Genomic DNA, 14,492 nt, shown 5'->3' on the forward strand with positions numbered 1-14,492 from the left:
GTCTGGGGCGCGATGGATTCGATGGCCGCCCGCCACGATGCGTACTCCCCTCGCGCCGCCTGCCCCAGTCGAGGGCTCACTCGCCTCGGGCGAGAACTTGGTTGACAGCCTCATGGCGCCATCCTCGCTCTTTGCGAAACCCGGGACGGTCCACCGGATTCACTGATTGCATGCCGCCAGAATCACCAGGGATCCGACAGACTTCCATCCGTGCCATGACCAAACACCAAAGCGAAAACACGTCGTCCGCCGCCGCCAGGACAAGCGCGCAGGGCGTGCGAGCCGAGCAGTCCGAGCGCAAGCGCGCGGCCATCCTGAAAGCGTCGAAAGAGGTGCTGGCGCAAGGCTATGCAGAATTTTCGCTGCGCAAAGTGGCCGCCGCCGCCGGCGTGCGACTCAGCACCGTACAGCATCATTTCGGCGATCTGGAGTCGCTCATTCTTGCAACGATCGACTCCTCGACCGAGGAGTTCATGCGCTATTCCAGACAACTGGCGCAAGGCCAGTACGAGTCCCCGACCGATGACCTGAAGGTCTTCCTCGACGACGCCTGGACGTTTGTCCGTAACGTCAACGTGCGAAACCTCTACCTGGAAGTGTGGGCAATGGGCCGCCACCGTCCCGTCGTCGCGGACTCGATCAAGCGGATCTACACCGAATACATCCAGGCGTTGATCCTCATCCTGCGCAGGATCAACCCGAACCTGACGCAAACCGAAGCCCACACCACCGCCACGTTGATCTCCTGCCTGACCGAAGGCGCCATCGTGATGGCCCACTGGGGCAGCCAGGACGCCCCCGCCCTGGGCCTTCTTGGCATACGCCTGAAAGCCGCATGTCTTGCCCTTGTGGAACCGTCTGATGGATGTCGTGGCTCCATCTGAATCGATGCGTCGATCGGATTTTGCCACCGATGACAAGGCGGGCTCGACAGAGAACATTGCAGAAGGTCGGCACCAAGTTGACGGCTTTGTTGCCTGCAACGGACCAGCTGCCCCGTTGCAGCCCAAACCAAAATGGAGACTTGCGCCGGTCTCCGCGCTCGGGGCACAAACTGCTTAGTTGTTGTGCCGCGTGGTTGCCATGCGACGCCTCCCGACAGAAACCCGCCCTTCACAAGGGAGCGAGTTTTGCATTGCCATGGGCATGCTCACGGTGAACCGGCTGCCTGCCAAGCCGCGCGGCGAAGGTTCGATTCCCTCAGTTCACTCCACATGGTGCCGCAGCTCAGTGGACAGATCGCAGCGCGCCGGATTCATGCCCTGATATCCTCGCTCCGCTTCACCCGAGCCTTGATTGTGCATCGCAAAATGTTCAGCTAGAATTCAGGATCCTCATCTTCTGAAAAGGCGGCTTCGTGAGTTTGGATTCAGGCACCCGCTGTCGATTGCGCATCGACATGCATCACGTCTAACCGGATCGCAGCACGAACTCGCCCCGCTGGATCCTGTAGGACAGGATTCGGCACCCCTTCGAGCTTCGTCAAGAAGCCTCGGAAAGCCCCAACATCCCTGCCTTGATCGGCGGCACACGCTTCATGTGTGCATGCCACCCATGCCCACGAGCGCCCGGCATCTACCAATTGGAGGTGGCGATGCGCTTTTTGAAGTTTTTCCTGCAGTTTGTCAGCCCTCGCGGCGCCGTCGCTCGCCAGGCGTTGGCGCTTCGCCCTGCTCCTTCGGGACACAAAGATCGTCAAACGCGATGCTCTATCCAATGCACGATCGAACACGCAGGCGCGCCGAGAAGACGCGTGCATGCGTACCTGGTCGGCGCGGGATCTGACATACCCCACACCAAAGTCACTTGCACGACGGCTGAATTGAGCGCCGGCGCCCCGCTATAGCTGGCCCGATGTCGATACCCATCACTCGTCGAGCGGCTCGCCGGCCGCCTCGATCGCCTTATAAGCCGGGCCAAGGGCATTCTTCCGTGGCGCACCAAAAGTGGTTGTTGAAGAATCAGCGATTCCGATGCCGATACGCCGCGAGCGCGCAATAGCGCGCGCGCTTTACGTGCCGACCTGACGCCAGGCTTGGTGACGCCTCGGACATCACGCGTCTCTACCCAGAGACAGGCGGCAAGCCATGTCGGCTCAGGAAGCTGTGGACATACCAGGTCTTGCGCGGCGCCGCTCCCGCGCACAGAACCATGTGATCTTCAGTTTTGTCCTTGTGAAGCAGGCAGTTTCCGTGACTGCCTGCAAGCGTGTCGATTTCGCAGGCCTACGATGATTCAAATAATGAAAGACATTGCATTCATCGCAATTACGTTTGGTATTTTGTGCGCAACTATCCGTGCATCGCTAAAGCGGGAACAACGACGGAGAAGGAAGGATGAATCGAATGCACGCAGAAAGAAACCGACTCAGGTTTAAGTCATTAAACGCGCCGGGGCATCGCCCCGGCGTCGTGGGGATTGCAATCTGCCCCTGGCTAAGCTCAACGCCAACGCCAGTCCAAATGGATAAGTGCTCGCTAAGCGCGCCATAGCGAGAGGAGAATGCGCGACGTAGAGGATTCGAACCTCTGACCTATTGCTTAGAAGGCAATTGCTCTATCCAACTGAGCTAACGTCGCCCTGAAACCCGCCCCTCCCGACCACGCGCCGGGAGGATCCGCGCCCTATGCGACCAAGTTGCGGTCACGTTGCGGCCAAACTGCCGCCGCGCGATGGGTTTGATGCCCGGAAAGGCTCCGGGCGGGCGCATTTTACCTTGTTGCGCGAAGCAAGGGAAAAAGACGGGAAGGCTCCCCTATTCCTCGCCCAGGTCCGTGTGCGTGGACACCCAAAGCACCAGCGCGTCTTCCTTGCTGACGCTGATGACGCGGTGTCCCATGCGGCTGTCGATGTAGAAGCTTTCGCCCGCGCGCAGCCGGGCCGGCTCGTAGAACTCGGTGTACAGCTCGACCTCGCCGCTCAGCACGTAGACGAATTCCTCGCCATGGTGGCGGCTCCAATCCTGGAATTCCTCGAACGAGCGCGCTTTGACCCGGGTGTGGAAGGGCATCATGCGCTTGTGCGACAGCGCGGTGCATAGCAGGCGGTGGTCGTAGTACGGGGTTTCGTACTGGCGCCCTTCCCCCTGTCGGCCCAGGCTGCGGCGGCCGGTGCCCATGTGGGCGTCGGACGGGGTGAACAGCTCGGCCACGTCCAGATCCAGGCCGGCGGCGATCTTGATCAGGTTGTCATAGGTGGGCGACAGCAGGCCGTTCTCGATCTTGGACAGAGCGGACGCGGACACGCCGGTGGCCGCCGCCGCCTGCTTCAGCGTCCAGTCCCGCGCCTGGCGCAGGGCTCGCAGCCGTTGTGCCAACACGCTCTGTTTGTTGCCTTGCATCTGTACACCCTGTCAGCGCGACCGGCGCTCCCGCCACCAGTCGCGCGCTTGATAAGACCAATATGTGAGCTGGACCGCCGCCCGGCCCAGCGCGCCGCCGTTCCAGGCCAGTCCGAAGGGCTGGAACAGCTGATAGCGGTGGCTGTCGCCGGTGATGCCCTCGGCCACCACGCGGCCGCCGATGGAGGCGGTGTTCATGCCATGCCCGCCAAAGGCCGTGCAGTACCAGACGTCCGGCGCCAGCAGGCCGATCTGCGGCATCAGGTGGCGCGCGTAGGCCATGCGTCCCGACCAGGCGGTTTCCACGCGCAGGCCCTGCAATTGCGGGTAAACCGACAGCAGTTCGCGGCGCAGCGTCTCGGCCAGGTCGGGCGGGTCGTCGATCCGGGTGGTGATTCTACTGCCCCAGCCGATGCGCCCGCCATCGAGCACCCGGTAGTAGTTGCCGGCGCGGCGGTCGTCGCCGATGGCGGCGTCGCTGCGGATGGCTTCGCGCACGCGCTCGCCCAGCGGCTCGGTCAGCATGATGTAGGTGGCGATGGGCAGCATGGCCCGTCGCAGCGCGGGTTGCAGCGCGCAGGTGTAGCCGCCCGTGGCCAGCACCACGGTGCGCGCCTCGACCCGGCCGCCGGCGGTGGCGACCTGCTTGACCGCGCCGTCCAGCGCCAACTGCTGCGCCGGCGTATCCTCGTGGATGCGCACGCCCAGCCTCGCGCACTCCCGCGCCAGGGCGCGCGCGTAGTTGAGCGGATGGAAATGGAAGGACGTGGGATCGTCCACGCCCTGGAAATAGGCCTCGGTCACCAGCCGCTCGCGCAGCTGGGCGCGCGACAGCACGCGCACGTCGCGTTCGAAAACGCGCTGCTGTTCCTCGCACCAGCGCTGCAGCGCGTCGCCGGCGTCGTAGCGCACCACGCGCAGGCGGCCGTCGACCTTGTGGGCGTCGCGGATGTCCAGGTCGCGGATGTTGGCGCGGATGATCTCCACGCCCTCCATCGACAGCCGGTAAAGCGCGCGGTAATGATCCTCGTCCACATGGCGGCGGATGGCGTCGGCGCCGGCCGAGAACGCGGGCGAGACCGAGCCGCCGTTGCGGCCCGAGGCGCCCCAGGCGATGCGGCTGCCTTCCAGCAGCGTGACCTGCCGGCCGCGCCGGGCCAGTTCCAGCGCGACCGACAGGCCGGCCAGGCCGCCGCCCACCACGCAGACCTCGGCGCTTTCCGGGCCTGCCAGGGCCGGATAGCGGGTTTGCGGGTCGGACAGCGTGCGCTTGTAGTAGGTGTCGGCGTACTCGGTGGGCATGGTGCTCGGCGGCGTCCGTTCTAGTTGAGGCTGGCGCCTTGCAGGCCGCCGGCCAGCCGCTTTTCCAGCCAGTTGGCCAGGCGCAGCAGCGGATAGCAGTACAGGAAATAGATGGCCGCGATCATGGCGTAGATGAACAGCGACTTGGCCGGGAAGGTGATGATGAAGACCTCGCCCTGGCGCGTCAGCTCGGTGATGCCGACCACGGACAGAATGGCCGTGCTCTTGATCAGCATGACGTACACCCCGCTCATGGGCTGCACGATCAGCCGCAGCGCCTGCGGCAGGATCACCAGCCGCAGGATCTGCAAGGGCTTCAGGCCCAGCGTCATGGCGCCCTCGGTCTGGCCGCGCGGCACGGCCTCGATGGCGCCCCGGATGATCTCGGCCACGTAGCAGGAAGTGTAGACCGACAGCGACACGAAGGCCGCCGTGGCCGAGTCCCAGTGCAGCCAGGCGATGCCGGAGCTGGGCAGCACGAAGTAGAAGATATAGAGCTGCACCAGGAACGGCGTGCCGCGCAGCACGTGGATATACAGCCCCAGCAGCTGGTGCAGGCCGCGGATGCGGTAGCTGCGAACCACGCCGATGACGAAGCCCAGCAGCGAGCCGGCGATGATGGCGAAGAACGAGATCTTCAGCGTTTCCCAGAAGCCCTTGAGCAGGAAGGGCAGCACCACGCCGGCGGTCGAAAGGTAAGATTCCAGCATGCTCACCTCGCGTTCCAGGCCGGGCCGGCCAGCCACAAGCTGACGCCGCGCGACAGCAGCAGCATGACGCCGTAGATCAGCAGATAGCCCGCGGCGATGGTCAGGAAGCTCTCGTTGGGAACGATGCGCTCGCTGTTCATCTGCACGCCGGCGGCCACCAGCTCGAACACGGTGATCAGCGACAGCAGCGAGGTGTCCTTGATCAGCACTGCCGTCTGGCCCAGCAGCGGCGGCAGCGTGTTGGCGAAGGCCTGCGGCAGCACCACGTAGCGCAGGCGCTGGCCGTAGTTCATGCCGCAGGCCTTGGCGCCCTCGACCTGGCCGCGCGGCACCGACTCGATGCCGACGCGGATGATCTCGCTCATATAGGCCGCGTGGTGCAGCGTCATCGCCATGATGCCCAGCGCCATCTCGCTCCAGCCCTTGGCGCCGGGTATCAGCATGGGCACCGCGTAATAGACCAGATAGATCTGCACCAGCAGCGGCGTGGCGCGCACGAACTGCACATAGCCGGCCACCGGCCGCCAGCAGGGCGCGCGCGGCGACATGCGCGCCAGCGCCAGCGGGATGCCGGCAAGCACGGACAGCGCCAGGCTGGCGCCGGCCGCGATCAGCGTGTTGGCCAGGCCGGCGGCGAACTGGCCCGCGTACTGGCTGACGATGCGCCAGTTGTAGTAGTCGATCAACCAATCCATGCGCGCTGCCCCTGGCGGACGGCCTCAGTGCTCTTTCTTCCAGTCAGTGGAGTACCAGTACTTCACCTGCTCGGGCAGCGTGTTGTCGGCGGTCTTGAGCGTCTGCCAGTTGTCGAGCCAGAACTTCAGGCGGAAGGCGTTGGGCGCCACCGCGAAGGCCAGCGGCTCGCGCACCATGATGCCGTCCAGCACGCGCAGGTTGCCGAAGTCCATCAGGAACTGGTTGGCGGTCGACATGGACATGATGCCGGCGTCCAGCCGCCCGCTGGACAGCGCCTGGCCGACCGGCGCGCTGCCGCCGGAGAATTCCTTGAGCGTGGCCTTGGGCAGCATCTTCTTGCCCACTTCAGCGTAGGTGCTGGCGCCCAGCGCGCCCACCGTGACGCCGGCCTTGTCCAGCTCGGCGTAGCGCTTGTAGGGCGAATCCTTCGGCACCACGGCCACCGTCTCGGCGTAGAACATCGGCGCCGAGAACAGCACCTGGGCCGCGCGCTGCGGCGTGGGCGTCATGTCCGCCGCCACCATGTCGGCCTTGCCCGACAGCAACGCGGGGATCAGGCCCTTCCACTCGTAGTCCTGCAGCACCAGCTTCACGCCCAGGTCGTCGGCCATGCGCTGGGCCACCTCGACCGCCAGGCCGGTGCGCTTGCCGTTCTTGTCCATGAAGCTCATCAGCGGTCCGGAGGTCTGCACCGCCACCCGCAGCTCGCCGCGCTTGATGATGTCGCCCAGCTCGTCGGCCTGCGCCGGCAGCGCCGCCGACGCCGCCGCCCAGGCCACGCAGGCCGTGCCCAGCCATTGCTTGATCTTGAACATGCTCTACCCCTTGAATGTGTGGTCTGACGTCATTCCGGGCCTGCCATCCGCGCGCCGGCGGCGCCCGGTTTCGCCGGGCCGGCGCGCATGCCGCTCGCTGGCGGCGACTGTATCGGCCTTGCGCCGCCGCTACAGGATCTTCTCCAGGAACGCCCGCGTGCGAGCCTCCCGGGGACTGCCGAACACCTCGGCCGGCGTGCCGGCCTCGATCACGCGGCCGGCGTCCATGAACAGGGCGCGGTCGGCCACGTCGCGGGCGAAACCCATTTCATGGGTCACCACCGCCATGGTCATGCCGTCGCGCGCCAATGCGCGCATCAGCTCCAGGATGCCGCCCACGGTCTCGGGATCGAGCGCCGACGTGGCCTCGTCGAACAGCATGAGCTTGGGATCCATGGCCAGCGCGCGCGCGATCGCCACGCGCTGCTGCTGGCCGCCGGACAGCTGGCTGGGATAGCGGGCGCCGTAGTCGGCCATGCCGACGCGGCCCAGCAGCTCGCGGGCGTAGCGCTCGGCCTGGGCGCGGTCGCGGCCGCGCACCACGCGCTGCGGCAGCGCCACGTTGTCGAGCGCGTTGCGATGCTGGAACAGATTGAAGTGCTGGAACACCATGCCCACGTCGGTGCGCCAGCGATTGATGTCGGTGGCGGGATCGGTCAGGGACACGCCGTCCACCGTGATGGCGCCGCTGTCGATGGTCTCCAGGCCGTTGAGCGTGCGCAGCAGCGTGCTCTTGCCCGAGCCGGACGGGCCGACCACCACCATGACCTCGCCCCGGCGCAGCTCGCAGTCGATGCCGGCCAGCGCCAGGTAGGCGGGCTGCCCGTCGCGCCGGTAGGTCTTGGTGACTGCCTGGACTCGCAGCAGGGGTTCAACGGCCATCAATGCTCCCGATCGGGTGACGCGGGATGCGGCGCAAGCGCGCCGGCATCCGGGGGGTTTCGCATTTACAGCTTGAGTTTCGTATAGTAAATTTTTTTCCGAAATCGCCACTTAGGCATAACCCTGCCCCGCACCGCTACCCAAGGAACCGGCATGGACACTTCATCTGACATCCTGCGCGCGCTCGGACTCGATCCGGCCGCGCTCACCGGCGGCACGCTGGCCGCGCGCAGTCCCATCGACGGCGCCGAGCTGGCGCGGGTGCGCGAACACAGCGTGGCCCAGGCGCATGCCGCCATCACCCGCGCCCGTCAGGCCAGCCTGGCCTGGCGCGACGTGCCGGCGCCGCGCCGTGGCGAGCTGCTGCGCCTGTTCGGCGAAACCCTGCGCGGCCACAAGCGCGAGCTGGGCCGGCTGGTGAGCCTGGAGGCCGGCAAGATCCTGGCCGAGGGCGAAGGCGAAGTGCAGGAAATGATCGACATCTGCGACTTCGCCGTGGGCCTGTCGCGCCAGCTGTACGGCCTGACCATCGCCTCCGAGCGTCCCGGCCACCGCATGATGGAGACCTGGCATCCGCTGGGCGTGGTGGGCGTGATCAGCGCCTTCAACTTCCCGGTGGCCGTGTGGTCCTGGAACGCCGCGCTGGCGCTGGTCTGCGGCAATGCCGTGGTGTGGAAGCCGTCGGAGAAAACGCCCCTGACCGCGCTGGCCTGCCAGGCGCTGTTCGCGCAGGCCGCGCAGCGCTTCGGCGATGCGCCGGCGGGACTTTCCGAAGTGCTGATCGGCGGCCGCGAGATCGGCGAGGCGCTGGTCGATTCGCATGCCGTCGCCCTGGTGTCGGCCACCGGCTCGACCCGCATGGGCCGCCAGGTCGGCCCGCGCGTGGCGCAGCGCTTCGGCCGCGTGCTGCTGGAGCTGGGCGGCAACAACGCCATCATCGTCGGCCCCAGCGCCGACCTGGACATGGCCGCGCGCGGCATCGTCTTCGGCGCCATCGGCACGGCCGGCCAGCGCTGCACCAGCACGCGCCGCCTGATCGTGCACGACAGCGTGGCCGACGAGCTGCTGCGCCGCCTGCACCAGGCCTACGCCAGCGCCCCCATCGGCAATCCGCTGGACGCCGGCACGCTGGTCGGCCCGCTGATCGACCGCGCTTCCTACGACGCGATGCAGTCGGCGCTCAAGGCCGCGGTCGAACAGGGCGGCAAGGTCACCGGCGGCGAGCGCGCGCTGGCCGAACAGTATCCCGACGCCTGGTACGTGCGCCCCGCCATCGCCGAGATGCCGGGCCAGACCGACGTGGTCTGCCACGAGACCTTCGCGCCCATCCTCTACGTGATCCGCTACACCGACTTCGCCCAGGCCCTGGCGCTGAACAACGCCGTGCCGCAAGGCCTGTCCTCGGCCATCTTCACCAACGACCTGCGCGAAGCCGAGACCTTCCTGTCGGCCTCGGGCTCGGACTGCGGCATCGCCAACGTCAACATCGGCACCTCGGGCGCCGAGATCGGCGGCGCGTTCGGCGGCGAGAAGGAAACCGGCGGCGGCCGCGAATCGGGCTCGGACGCGTGGCGCAACTACATGCGCCGCGCCACCAACACCATCAACTACTCGCGCCAGCTGCCGCTGGCCCAGGGCATCAAGTTCGGCGAATAGGGACGGCGCGCCGAACGGGATACGAAAGCCGTGTTGCACTTGCCCATAGTCTTTTACACATGACGCAGGCATCACGCTGCGGGGCCGCGCGGAGCCGGCTTTGCCGGTCCGCGGCGGCGCCCCCTGGAGTGGGCCGCCCAGCTGGGGGAGCGCGTAGCGCTTCGGGGGTGGGCCTTTCTCTTAATGCTACATTGCCTCGTCCCCTCAATCCGTCCCGCCCCATGAGCTTCCACCGCCCGAGCCACGCCCTCCCCGCCCTGCACGTCCTGTCCGCCGCCCTGGCGCTGGGCATGGCCGGCACGGCCACGGCCGGCGTGTCCTACCGACTGGACCGCCCTTCGGCCGCCCCCGGCGACACCGTCACCATCGAGGCGGTCTACTTCAACGAAGGCAATGCCCGCGCCACCTGGGAGGCGCCGCCGGAACTGGTGCTGCAATGGCGCGGCCAGGACGGCCAGATCGTGCGCAGCCTGGCCCGCCTGCAGGGCGGGCAGGCGCGCTACAGCGTGCCGGTGAACAACTTCGCGCGCCTGGCCTGGTCGGCCGAGGTGCCCGCCAGCGCGCGCGGGCTGCAGGCCGTTTCCATCGAGGGCCAGCCCGCCATGATGGCGCTGGACGCCACCGGCCGCGACAGCGGCACGCTGGCCAGCACGCCTGCTCAGGGTCCGGTGGTGGACGCGCGCAGCGGCCAGCCCGTGCCCGCGCCCGAAGTCGCCGCCGCCGGCGCCTCGCCGCAGGGCGGCCCCTCGCCCGACGCGTCCGCCGCGCCCGGCCAGGCGGACGCCTTCTCGCGCTTTCGCAGCGCGATATCCGAATACAAGCCCGTGTATTTCGACATCGGCACGCGCGGCAAGACCACCGCGCGCTTCCAGATCAGCGCCAAGTACCGCCTCTTCAGCCCGGCCGCCAACCGGCCCGCGAACTGGTACGAGAATTTCTATCTGGGATACACCCAGACCTCGCTCTGGGATCTGCAGAGCGACTCGATGCCCTTCATCGACACCACCTTCAATCCCAGCGTGTTCTGGCTGTCCGACAATCTCTGGTCCTCGGAAAGCCAGAACTGGCGCCTGGGGGTGAACGTCGGCGCGGAGCACAATTCGAACGGCAAGGACGGCCCCGATTCGCGCTCGGTCAACGACGGCTATGTCGAACCGCGTTTCCACTATCGCCTCGACAGTGGCAGCACGCTGACCTTCGCGCCCAGGATCAAGGCCTATTTCGGCGTGGCCAGCGAGAACCCGGACTACGCCGACTACGCCGGCCGCATCGACTGGCAGCTGCGCTGGGCCCAGGACAACGGCGCCGTGGTCACGGCCCTGTACCGGCAGGGCGACCAGCAGCGCCGCACGACCCAGCTGGACTTCGCCTGGCCGCTGCAGCGCACCTGGCTGAACATGAACGGCTACCTGCACCTGCAGTATTTCAACGGCTACGGCGAAACGCTGCTGGGCTACAACCGGCGCGAGGACTCGCAGTTCCGCGTGGGCCTGTCCATCGTGCCCTGAGGCCCGGCGGCCCATGCCGGCTCGCGTTGCGGCCCGCGCGCCCTTCAAGGCGCGCGGGCCGCAACGCTTTCATTCCACCGCCAGCTCTTCCCAGCCCAGCTCGCGCGTGCGCGCCAGCGCCTCGGTGACTTGCCGCGCCGCATCGCGCGCGGCCTCGGCCAGGGGCTGGCCGGCCAGCAGCGCGGCGGTGATCGCGGCCATGAATACGTCGCCGGTGCCATGCACCGACGGCGGAATGGCGATCTCCGGATGGCTGACCACCGTGACCTCATCGCGCGTCACCACGGCCAGGCGCAGCGTGCCGGGCTCGGCCTGGGCCGGCGCGGCGCTGGTGGCCACGATCCAGCGCGGGCCGCGCGCGATCAGTTCGCGGGCGGCGGCGACCACCTCGTCCAGCGAGCCCAGCTTGCGGCCGACCAGCAGCTCCAGCTCGAAATGATTGGGCGTCATGCCGTCGGCATGCGGCACCAGCAGGTCGCGGTATTGCGCGACCAGGCCCTCGTTCACGTACAGCCCGTCGTTGCGGTCGCCCATGACCGGATCGATATGCACCTGGATGTCGGGCCGGGCGGCGCGCAGCGCCGGCAGCCAGCGCGCCAGCGCGTCCGCCTGGGCCGGCTGGCCCAGGTAGCCGCAGACCACGGCCCGCGCCACGCGCGTCACGCCCCGGTCTTCCAGACCCTGCAACAGGCCGTCGAACCAATCCATGGGCACGGCCCCGCCGTGCAGCGTCGGATAGTGCGGCGTGTTGCTCAGGATCACGGTGGGCACGGCCAGCGCGCGCCAACCGGCCTTGCGGAACACCGGCATGGCGGCGTTGTTGCCGACGCAGCCATAGACGACCTGGGATTGGATGGAAATGATGTCCACCTGGACGGTGGCGGCGGGCAGCGCTGCGCCTGGCGTTGGGGCAGCGGAAGTTGCGGTCATGCTGCAAGCTCCTCGGGGGAACGGATAGGGGATCGCCGCCAGCCGGCGGCGTCCGCTTATTCTAGTCCCGCCCCCGGCTACTCTCCCGGCCGGGCCGTGACCAGCCAGCCGGCGCCATCCAGCACGGCGCTGTCCAGCCCCGTCAGATGCGGCAGATAGGGATAGGCCAGCGCCGACACGATCTGGCATTGCGCCAGCTGCGGGTGCTCGGCATTGAGCAGGTACTGCAGGCCGCCCGCCGCCGAGGGCACGCGCAGCAGCGCGGTCTCGCCGCGCGCCAGCCAGGCATTGCCCAGCGCGCGCGTGGCCTGCAGGTCGGTGAGCCAGTTGGCCGGCGCATCGCTGTCCTGTATCGCGCTCTCCGGCGCGACGACCTCCAGCAGGAAGTAATGGCGCGGCAGCGCGCGCGGGTGCGCCACCTCGGCCTGGGCCAGCCGCGCGAACACGGCGGCGGCCGGACTGGCGTCCAGCACCACCACCGGCGCGCCGGGGCCATGCCAGCGGCCTGGCGGCCTCCCGCGGGGCCGCAGGTCCTGGCTGTTGCTCAAGCGCCAAAGCGCGATCATGGGCCGTTTCCTTCGTCTATGTTGACCAGCCATTGCTCGATCATCGCCGCATACCGGCCGTACTGGCACAGCAGCAGCGGCACCCGGCCGTGCAGGCGACGCTTGGGCTGGCACAGCCAGCGGTGCGCCAGCTCGCGCTCGCCGAAGACCAGCTCGGCCAGCCACGCGACCCGCAGCGCGCGATAAAGCACGCGCAGATCGGCCAGGTCCAGGCTGGCCTCGCGCGCCGCCTCCCGCGCGCGGCCCGGCTCGGCTTCCGGCACCAGCGGGAACCATCGGCGCATCTCGTCGGAAAAGGTGGCGCGCAGCGCCTGAATCAGGGCCGCCGCGCTCTGGACGCTGACGGGCGGATCAGCCTGGCCCAGCGCCTGCAGCAGCCTGTCATCCAGGCGCCGCGCCAACGCGGGCACAGGCTCCGGCGCCTCAGGGCTTGGCGCTCGCGACGGCGCCGCCGGTCGCCGGGGCGGCCGCGGTTTGCTCGAAGGCGGCATTGAGGGCCGCGCCATCGATACTGACGGTTCCCGCATTCAGCAAGCCCTCCAGATAAGCGCGCGCGGCAAGTTCCTGACGCTGGCTGCGCAGCGCGGCGCGCAGTTCGCCCTTGACCTGATCGAACGGAGTCACGCTGGCCGGACGCAGGTCCGCCAGCTTCAGGATATGAAAGCCCGCGGCGGACTGCACCGGGGCCGACACGTCGCCGGTCTTGAGTTGCTCGACCGCCGGGCGCATCTCCGGCGTCAGCTGGGCCAGCGGCAAAAAGCCGATGTCGCCGCCCTGTTCGCGGCTGCTGGCATCCTGCGAATTGGCGCGCGCCAGCGCGGCGAAATCGGCCTTGGGAGCCTGGGCCCGCTTGACCAGTTCCTGCGCCTGCTTGCGCGCGGCGGCCACGGCCTCGGCGTCGCCCAGCGGGGCCGGCAGGAAGATCTGGCTGACGCGGTACAGCGCGGGCTGGGCCAACTGCGGCTTGGCGCGCTCATACGCGGAGGCCAGGTCGGCCTCGGTCGGATAGTCGTCGGGCGCGCGGCTGACGGATTCCAGGTAGCTCTGCATCAGGATCTGTTCCTGCGCCGCCTGGAAAGCGCGCTTGACCTCGGGCTTGTCCTGCCACCCCTGCACCCGCGCCTGTTCGATCAAGGCCTTCTCGGCGAGCCGGGCGCGCAGCCATTGATCCAGGCCCGCGCGATTGTCCTTGAGCTGCGCGCGCGCCTGCGGCGGCAGCGCCTGCAGCTGGCGCTGCAGCTCGTCCCGATCCACCTGCACCGCGCCCAGCGTGGCCACGGCCGGCGGTTTGACGCCGGCGGCGGGCGCGGCGGCCGCCGCCGGCTTGGCGGCGGCTTGCGGCGCGGGCTTGCTTTCGCTGCTCTGGGCGGGACTGCCGCGCATCAGCGCGACCGCGCCGGCCGCGCCGGCGACCAGCAGCACGGCGGCGGCGATACGGACTTTCGTGGGCTGTTTCAGGATGCTGTTCATGGTCTGTCTCACAAGCTGGCAAGCGCTCGCGGCGGGCGGCGGACACGGACCGGATCCGCCATCGCGGACGCCGGCCCGGGGCGCCGCCCCGCGGGCCTTAGTGCGTCGTCGGCTCGGCCGCGGATTCGGCCTGCGCCTCGGACAGCGATTCCTGGGACTGCCCGGCTTCCTCGCCGGCGCCCGGCGTGGCGTTGGCGCGCAGGAACAGCAGGAATTCCTGCAGCAGGCGGTCCCACAGTTCGGTGGTGGCGAGCAGATAATTCTCGGACACGCCGCCGGCCACGATCACGTCCAGTTCCAGCACCAGGAAGGCGCCTTGCACGGTCAGCCGGGCGAAGCGCTTTTCCACGTTCCAGCGCTCGGCCAGGCCGGCCGGCAGCTCGCCCTGCACGCGCAGCGCGCAGCTCAGCGTGTAGTCCAGGAACTGGCCTTCCGGCAGGGCCGGGTTGCCCATGCGCGCGGCAAAGCCCACGCCCTGGCTGGCGCTGAGCAGCTGCACCATGCCGTTCTGCTCGGACACGGTGACGCGGTAGCCGGCCGATTGCAGCACTTCCTGCAGGCGTTCGGCGCTCACGTCGAGAATCAGGTTGGAGTCGGTCATCGTCATTTCCTTGCGG

Annotated in this window: 14 protein-coding genes and 1 tRNA gene; 3 read left to right on the forward strand and 12 right to left on the reverse strand. The window is 68.2% G+C overall.

Annotated features, from left to right (window positions below; translation table 11 throughout):
• The first annotated feature begins 215 nt into the window (after positions 1-215).
• Positions 216-884 (forward strand): TetR/AcrR family transcriptional regulator, encoded by a 669-nt coding sequence (locus C2U31_RS30705; RefSeq protein ID WP_158658477.1) that lies wholly within the window; start codon positions 216-218, stop codon positions 882-884.
• Between the two features lie 1,621 nt (positions 885-2,505).
• Here the strand turns inward: C2U31_RS30705 and C2U31_RS26830 are convergent.
• The 7 genes from C2U31_RS26830 to C2U31_RS26860 all read right to left on the reverse strand — a co-directional run bounded on the left by C2U31_RS26830 (position 2,506) and on the right by C2U31_RS26860 (position 7,745).
• Positions 2,506-2,579 (reverse strand) — tRNA-Arg (locus tag C2U31_RS26830).
• Between the two features lie 176 nt (positions 2,580-2,755).
• Entirely contained in the window at positions 2,756-3,340 is a 585-nt protein-coding gene (locus tag C2U31_RS26835) for a helix-turn-helix domain-containing protein (protein ID WP_103275581.1), read from the reverse strand.
• Between the two features lie 12 nt (positions 3,341-3,352).
• Complete coding sequence (locus C2U31_RS26840) at positions 3,353-4,642, reverse strand: FAD-binding oxidoreductase (RefSeq protein WP_103275582.1); 1,290 nt, start codon at positions 4,640-4,642, stop codon at positions 3,353-3,355.
• 20 nt (positions 4,643-4,662) lie between these two features.
• The gene (locus C2U31_RS26845; protein WP_103276596.1) at positions 4,663-5,352 is read right to left on the reverse strand and encodes an amino acid ABC transporter permease; all 690 of its coding nucleotides are present in this window, start codon (positions 5,350-5,352) and stop codon (positions 4,663-4,665) included.
• Positions 5,353-5,354: 2 nt separating this feature from the next.
• Positions 5,355-6,047 (reverse strand): amino acid ABC transporter permease, encoded by a 693-nt coding sequence (locus tag C2U31_RS26850; RefSeq protein WP_103275583.1) that lies wholly within the window; start codon positions 6,045-6,047, stop codon positions 5,355-5,357.
• Between the two features lie 24 nt (positions 6,048-6,071).
• Positions 6,072-6,863 carry an ABC transporter substrate-binding protein gene (locus tag C2U31_RS26855; protein WP_103275584.1) on the reverse strand — a complete coding sequence of 264 codons (792 nt, stop codon included), beginning with the start codon at positions 6,861-6,863 and terminating at the stop codon, positions 6,072-6,074.
• A 129-nt stretch (positions 6,864-6,992) separates the two neighbouring features.
• Positions 6,993-7,745 carry an amino acid ABC transporter ATP-binding protein gene (locus C2U31_RS26860; RefSeq protein ID WP_103275585.1) on the reverse strand — a complete coding sequence of 251 codons (753 nt, stop codon included), beginning with the start codon at positions 7,743-7,745 and terminating at the stop codon, positions 6,993-6,995.
• Positions 7,746-7,898: 153 nt separating this feature from the next.
• Here C2U31_RS26860 and C2U31_RS26865 point away from each other — a divergent pair, with 153 nt between their 5' ends.
• Together C2U31_RS26865 and C2U31_RS26870 are read left to right on the forward strand one after the other, a co-directional pair.
• A complete protein-coding gene (locus C2U31_RS26865; protein ID WP_103275586.1) occupies positions 7,899-9,401 on the forward strand; it encodes an aldehyde dehydrogenase family protein in 1,503 nt (500 codons plus the stop codon).
• Positions 9,402-9,622: 221 nt separating this feature from the next.
• Positions 9,623-10,909, forward strand: a complete 1,287-nt coding sequence (locus tag C2U31_RS26870) for a phospholipase A (RefSeq protein ID WP_103275587.1) — start codon at positions 9,623-9,625, stop codon at positions 10,907-10,909.
• 69 nt (positions 10,910-10,978) lie between these two features.
• Here the strand turns inward: C2U31_RS26870 and pdxK are convergent, their stop codons facing one another.
• The 5 genes from pdxK to C2U31_RS26895 all read right to left on the reverse strand — a co-directional run bounded on the left by pdxK (position 10,979) and on the right by C2U31_RS26895 (position 14,476).
• Positions 10,979-11,839 carry a pyridoxine/pyridoxal/pyridoxamine kinase gene (gene pdxK / locus C2U31_RS26875; protein WP_103275588.1) on the reverse strand — a complete coding sequence of 287 codons (861 nt, stop codon included), beginning with the start codon at positions 11,837-11,839 and terminating at the stop codon, positions 10,979-10,981.
• A 77-nt stretch (positions 11,840-11,916) separates the two neighbouring features.
• A complete protein-coding gene (locus C2U31_RS26880; protein WP_103275589.1) occupies positions 11,917-12,405 on the reverse strand; it encodes an RES family NAD+ phosphorylase in 489 nt (162 codons plus the stop codon).
• Complete coding sequence (locus C2U31_RS26885) at positions 12,402-12,815, reverse strand: MbcA/ParS/Xre antitoxin family protein (RefSeq protein ID WP_233772517.1); 414 nt, start codon at positions 12,813-12,815, stop codon at positions 12,402-12,404. The genes C2U31_RS26880 and C2U31_RS26885 overlap by 4 nt, the downstream gene beginning before the upstream one ends.
• A gap of 13 nt (positions 12,816-12,828) precedes the next feature.
• Positions 12,829-13,875: a peptidylprolyl isomerase gene (locus C2U31_RS26890; protein ID WP_103275591.1), complete on the reverse strand. Its 1,047-nt coding sequence runs from the start codon at positions 13,873-13,875 to the stop codon at positions 12,829-12,831.
• Positions 13,876-13,972: 97 nt separating this feature from the next.
• On the reverse strand, positions 13,973-14,476 hold the full coding sequence (locus tag C2U31_RS26895) for a YbjN domain-containing protein (protein WP_103275592.1): 504 nt from the start codon (positions 14,474-14,476) through the stop codon (positions 13,973-13,975).
• Positions 14,477-14,492 lie beyond the last annotated feature (16 nt).

This window comes from Achromobacter sp. AONIH1, assembly GCF_002902905.1.
Taxonomy (GTDB): Bacteria; Pseudomonadota; Gammaproteobacteria; order Burkholderiales; family Burkholderiaceae_B; genus Achromobacter.

What these genes read in the sequence shown, in the direction of transcription:
- C2U31_RS30705 (WP_158658477.1), top strand. Translation starts at nt 216, where the DNA reads ATGACCAAACACCAAAGCGAAAACACGTCGTCCGCCGCCGCCAGGACA.
- C2U31_RS26835 (WP_103275581.1), bottom strand. Translation starts at nt 3,340, where the DNA reads ATGCAAGGCAACAAACAGAGCGTGTTGGCACAACGGCTGCGAGCCCTG.
- C2U31_RS26840 (WP_103275582.1), bottom strand. Translation starts at nt 4,642, where the DNA reads ATGCCCACCGAGTACGCCGACACCTACTACAAGCGCACGCTGTCCGAC.
- C2U31_RS26845 (WP_103276596.1), bottom strand. Translation starts at nt 5,352, where the DNA reads ATGCTGGAATCTTACCTTTCGACCGCCGGCGTGGTGCTGCCCTTCCTG.
- C2U31_RS26850 (WP_103275583.1), bottom strand. Translation starts at nt 6,047, where the DNA reads ATGGATTGGTTGATCGACTACTACAACTGGCGCATCGTCAGCCAGTAC.
- C2U31_RS26855 (WP_103275584.1), bottom strand. Translation starts at nt 6,863, where the DNA reads ATGTTCAAGATCAAGCAATGGCTGGGCACGGCCTGCGTGGCCTGGGCG.
- C2U31_RS26860 (WP_103275585.1), bottom strand. Translation starts at nt 7,745, where the DNA reads ATGGCCGTTGAACCCCTGCTGCGAGTCCAGGCAGTCACCAAGACCTAC.
- C2U31_RS26865 (WP_103275586.1), top strand. Translation starts at nt 7,899, where the DNA reads ATGGACACTTCATCTGACATCCTGCGCGCGCTCGGACTCGATCCGGCC.
- C2U31_RS26870 (WP_103275587.1), top strand. Translation starts at nt 9,623, where the DNA reads ATGAGCTTCCACCGCCCGAGCCACGCCCTCCCCGCCCTGCACGTCCTG.
- pdxK (WP_103275588.1), bottom strand. Translation starts at nt 11,839, where the DNA reads ATGACCGCAACTTCCGCTGCCCCAACGCCAGGCGCAGCGCTGCCCGCC.
- C2U31_RS26880 (WP_103275589.1), bottom strand. Translation starts at nt 12,405, where the DNA reads ATGATCGCGCTTTGGCGCTTGAGCAACAGCCAGGACCTGCGGCCCCGC.
- C2U31_RS26890 (WP_103275591.1), bottom strand. Translation starts at nt 13,875, where the DNA reads ATGAACAGCATCCTGAAACAGCCCACGAAAGTCCGTATCGCCGCCGCC.
- C2U31_RS26895 (WP_103275592.1), bottom strand. Translation starts at nt 14,476, where the DNA reads ATGACCGACTCCAACCTGATTCTCGACGTGAGCGCCGAACGCCTGCAG.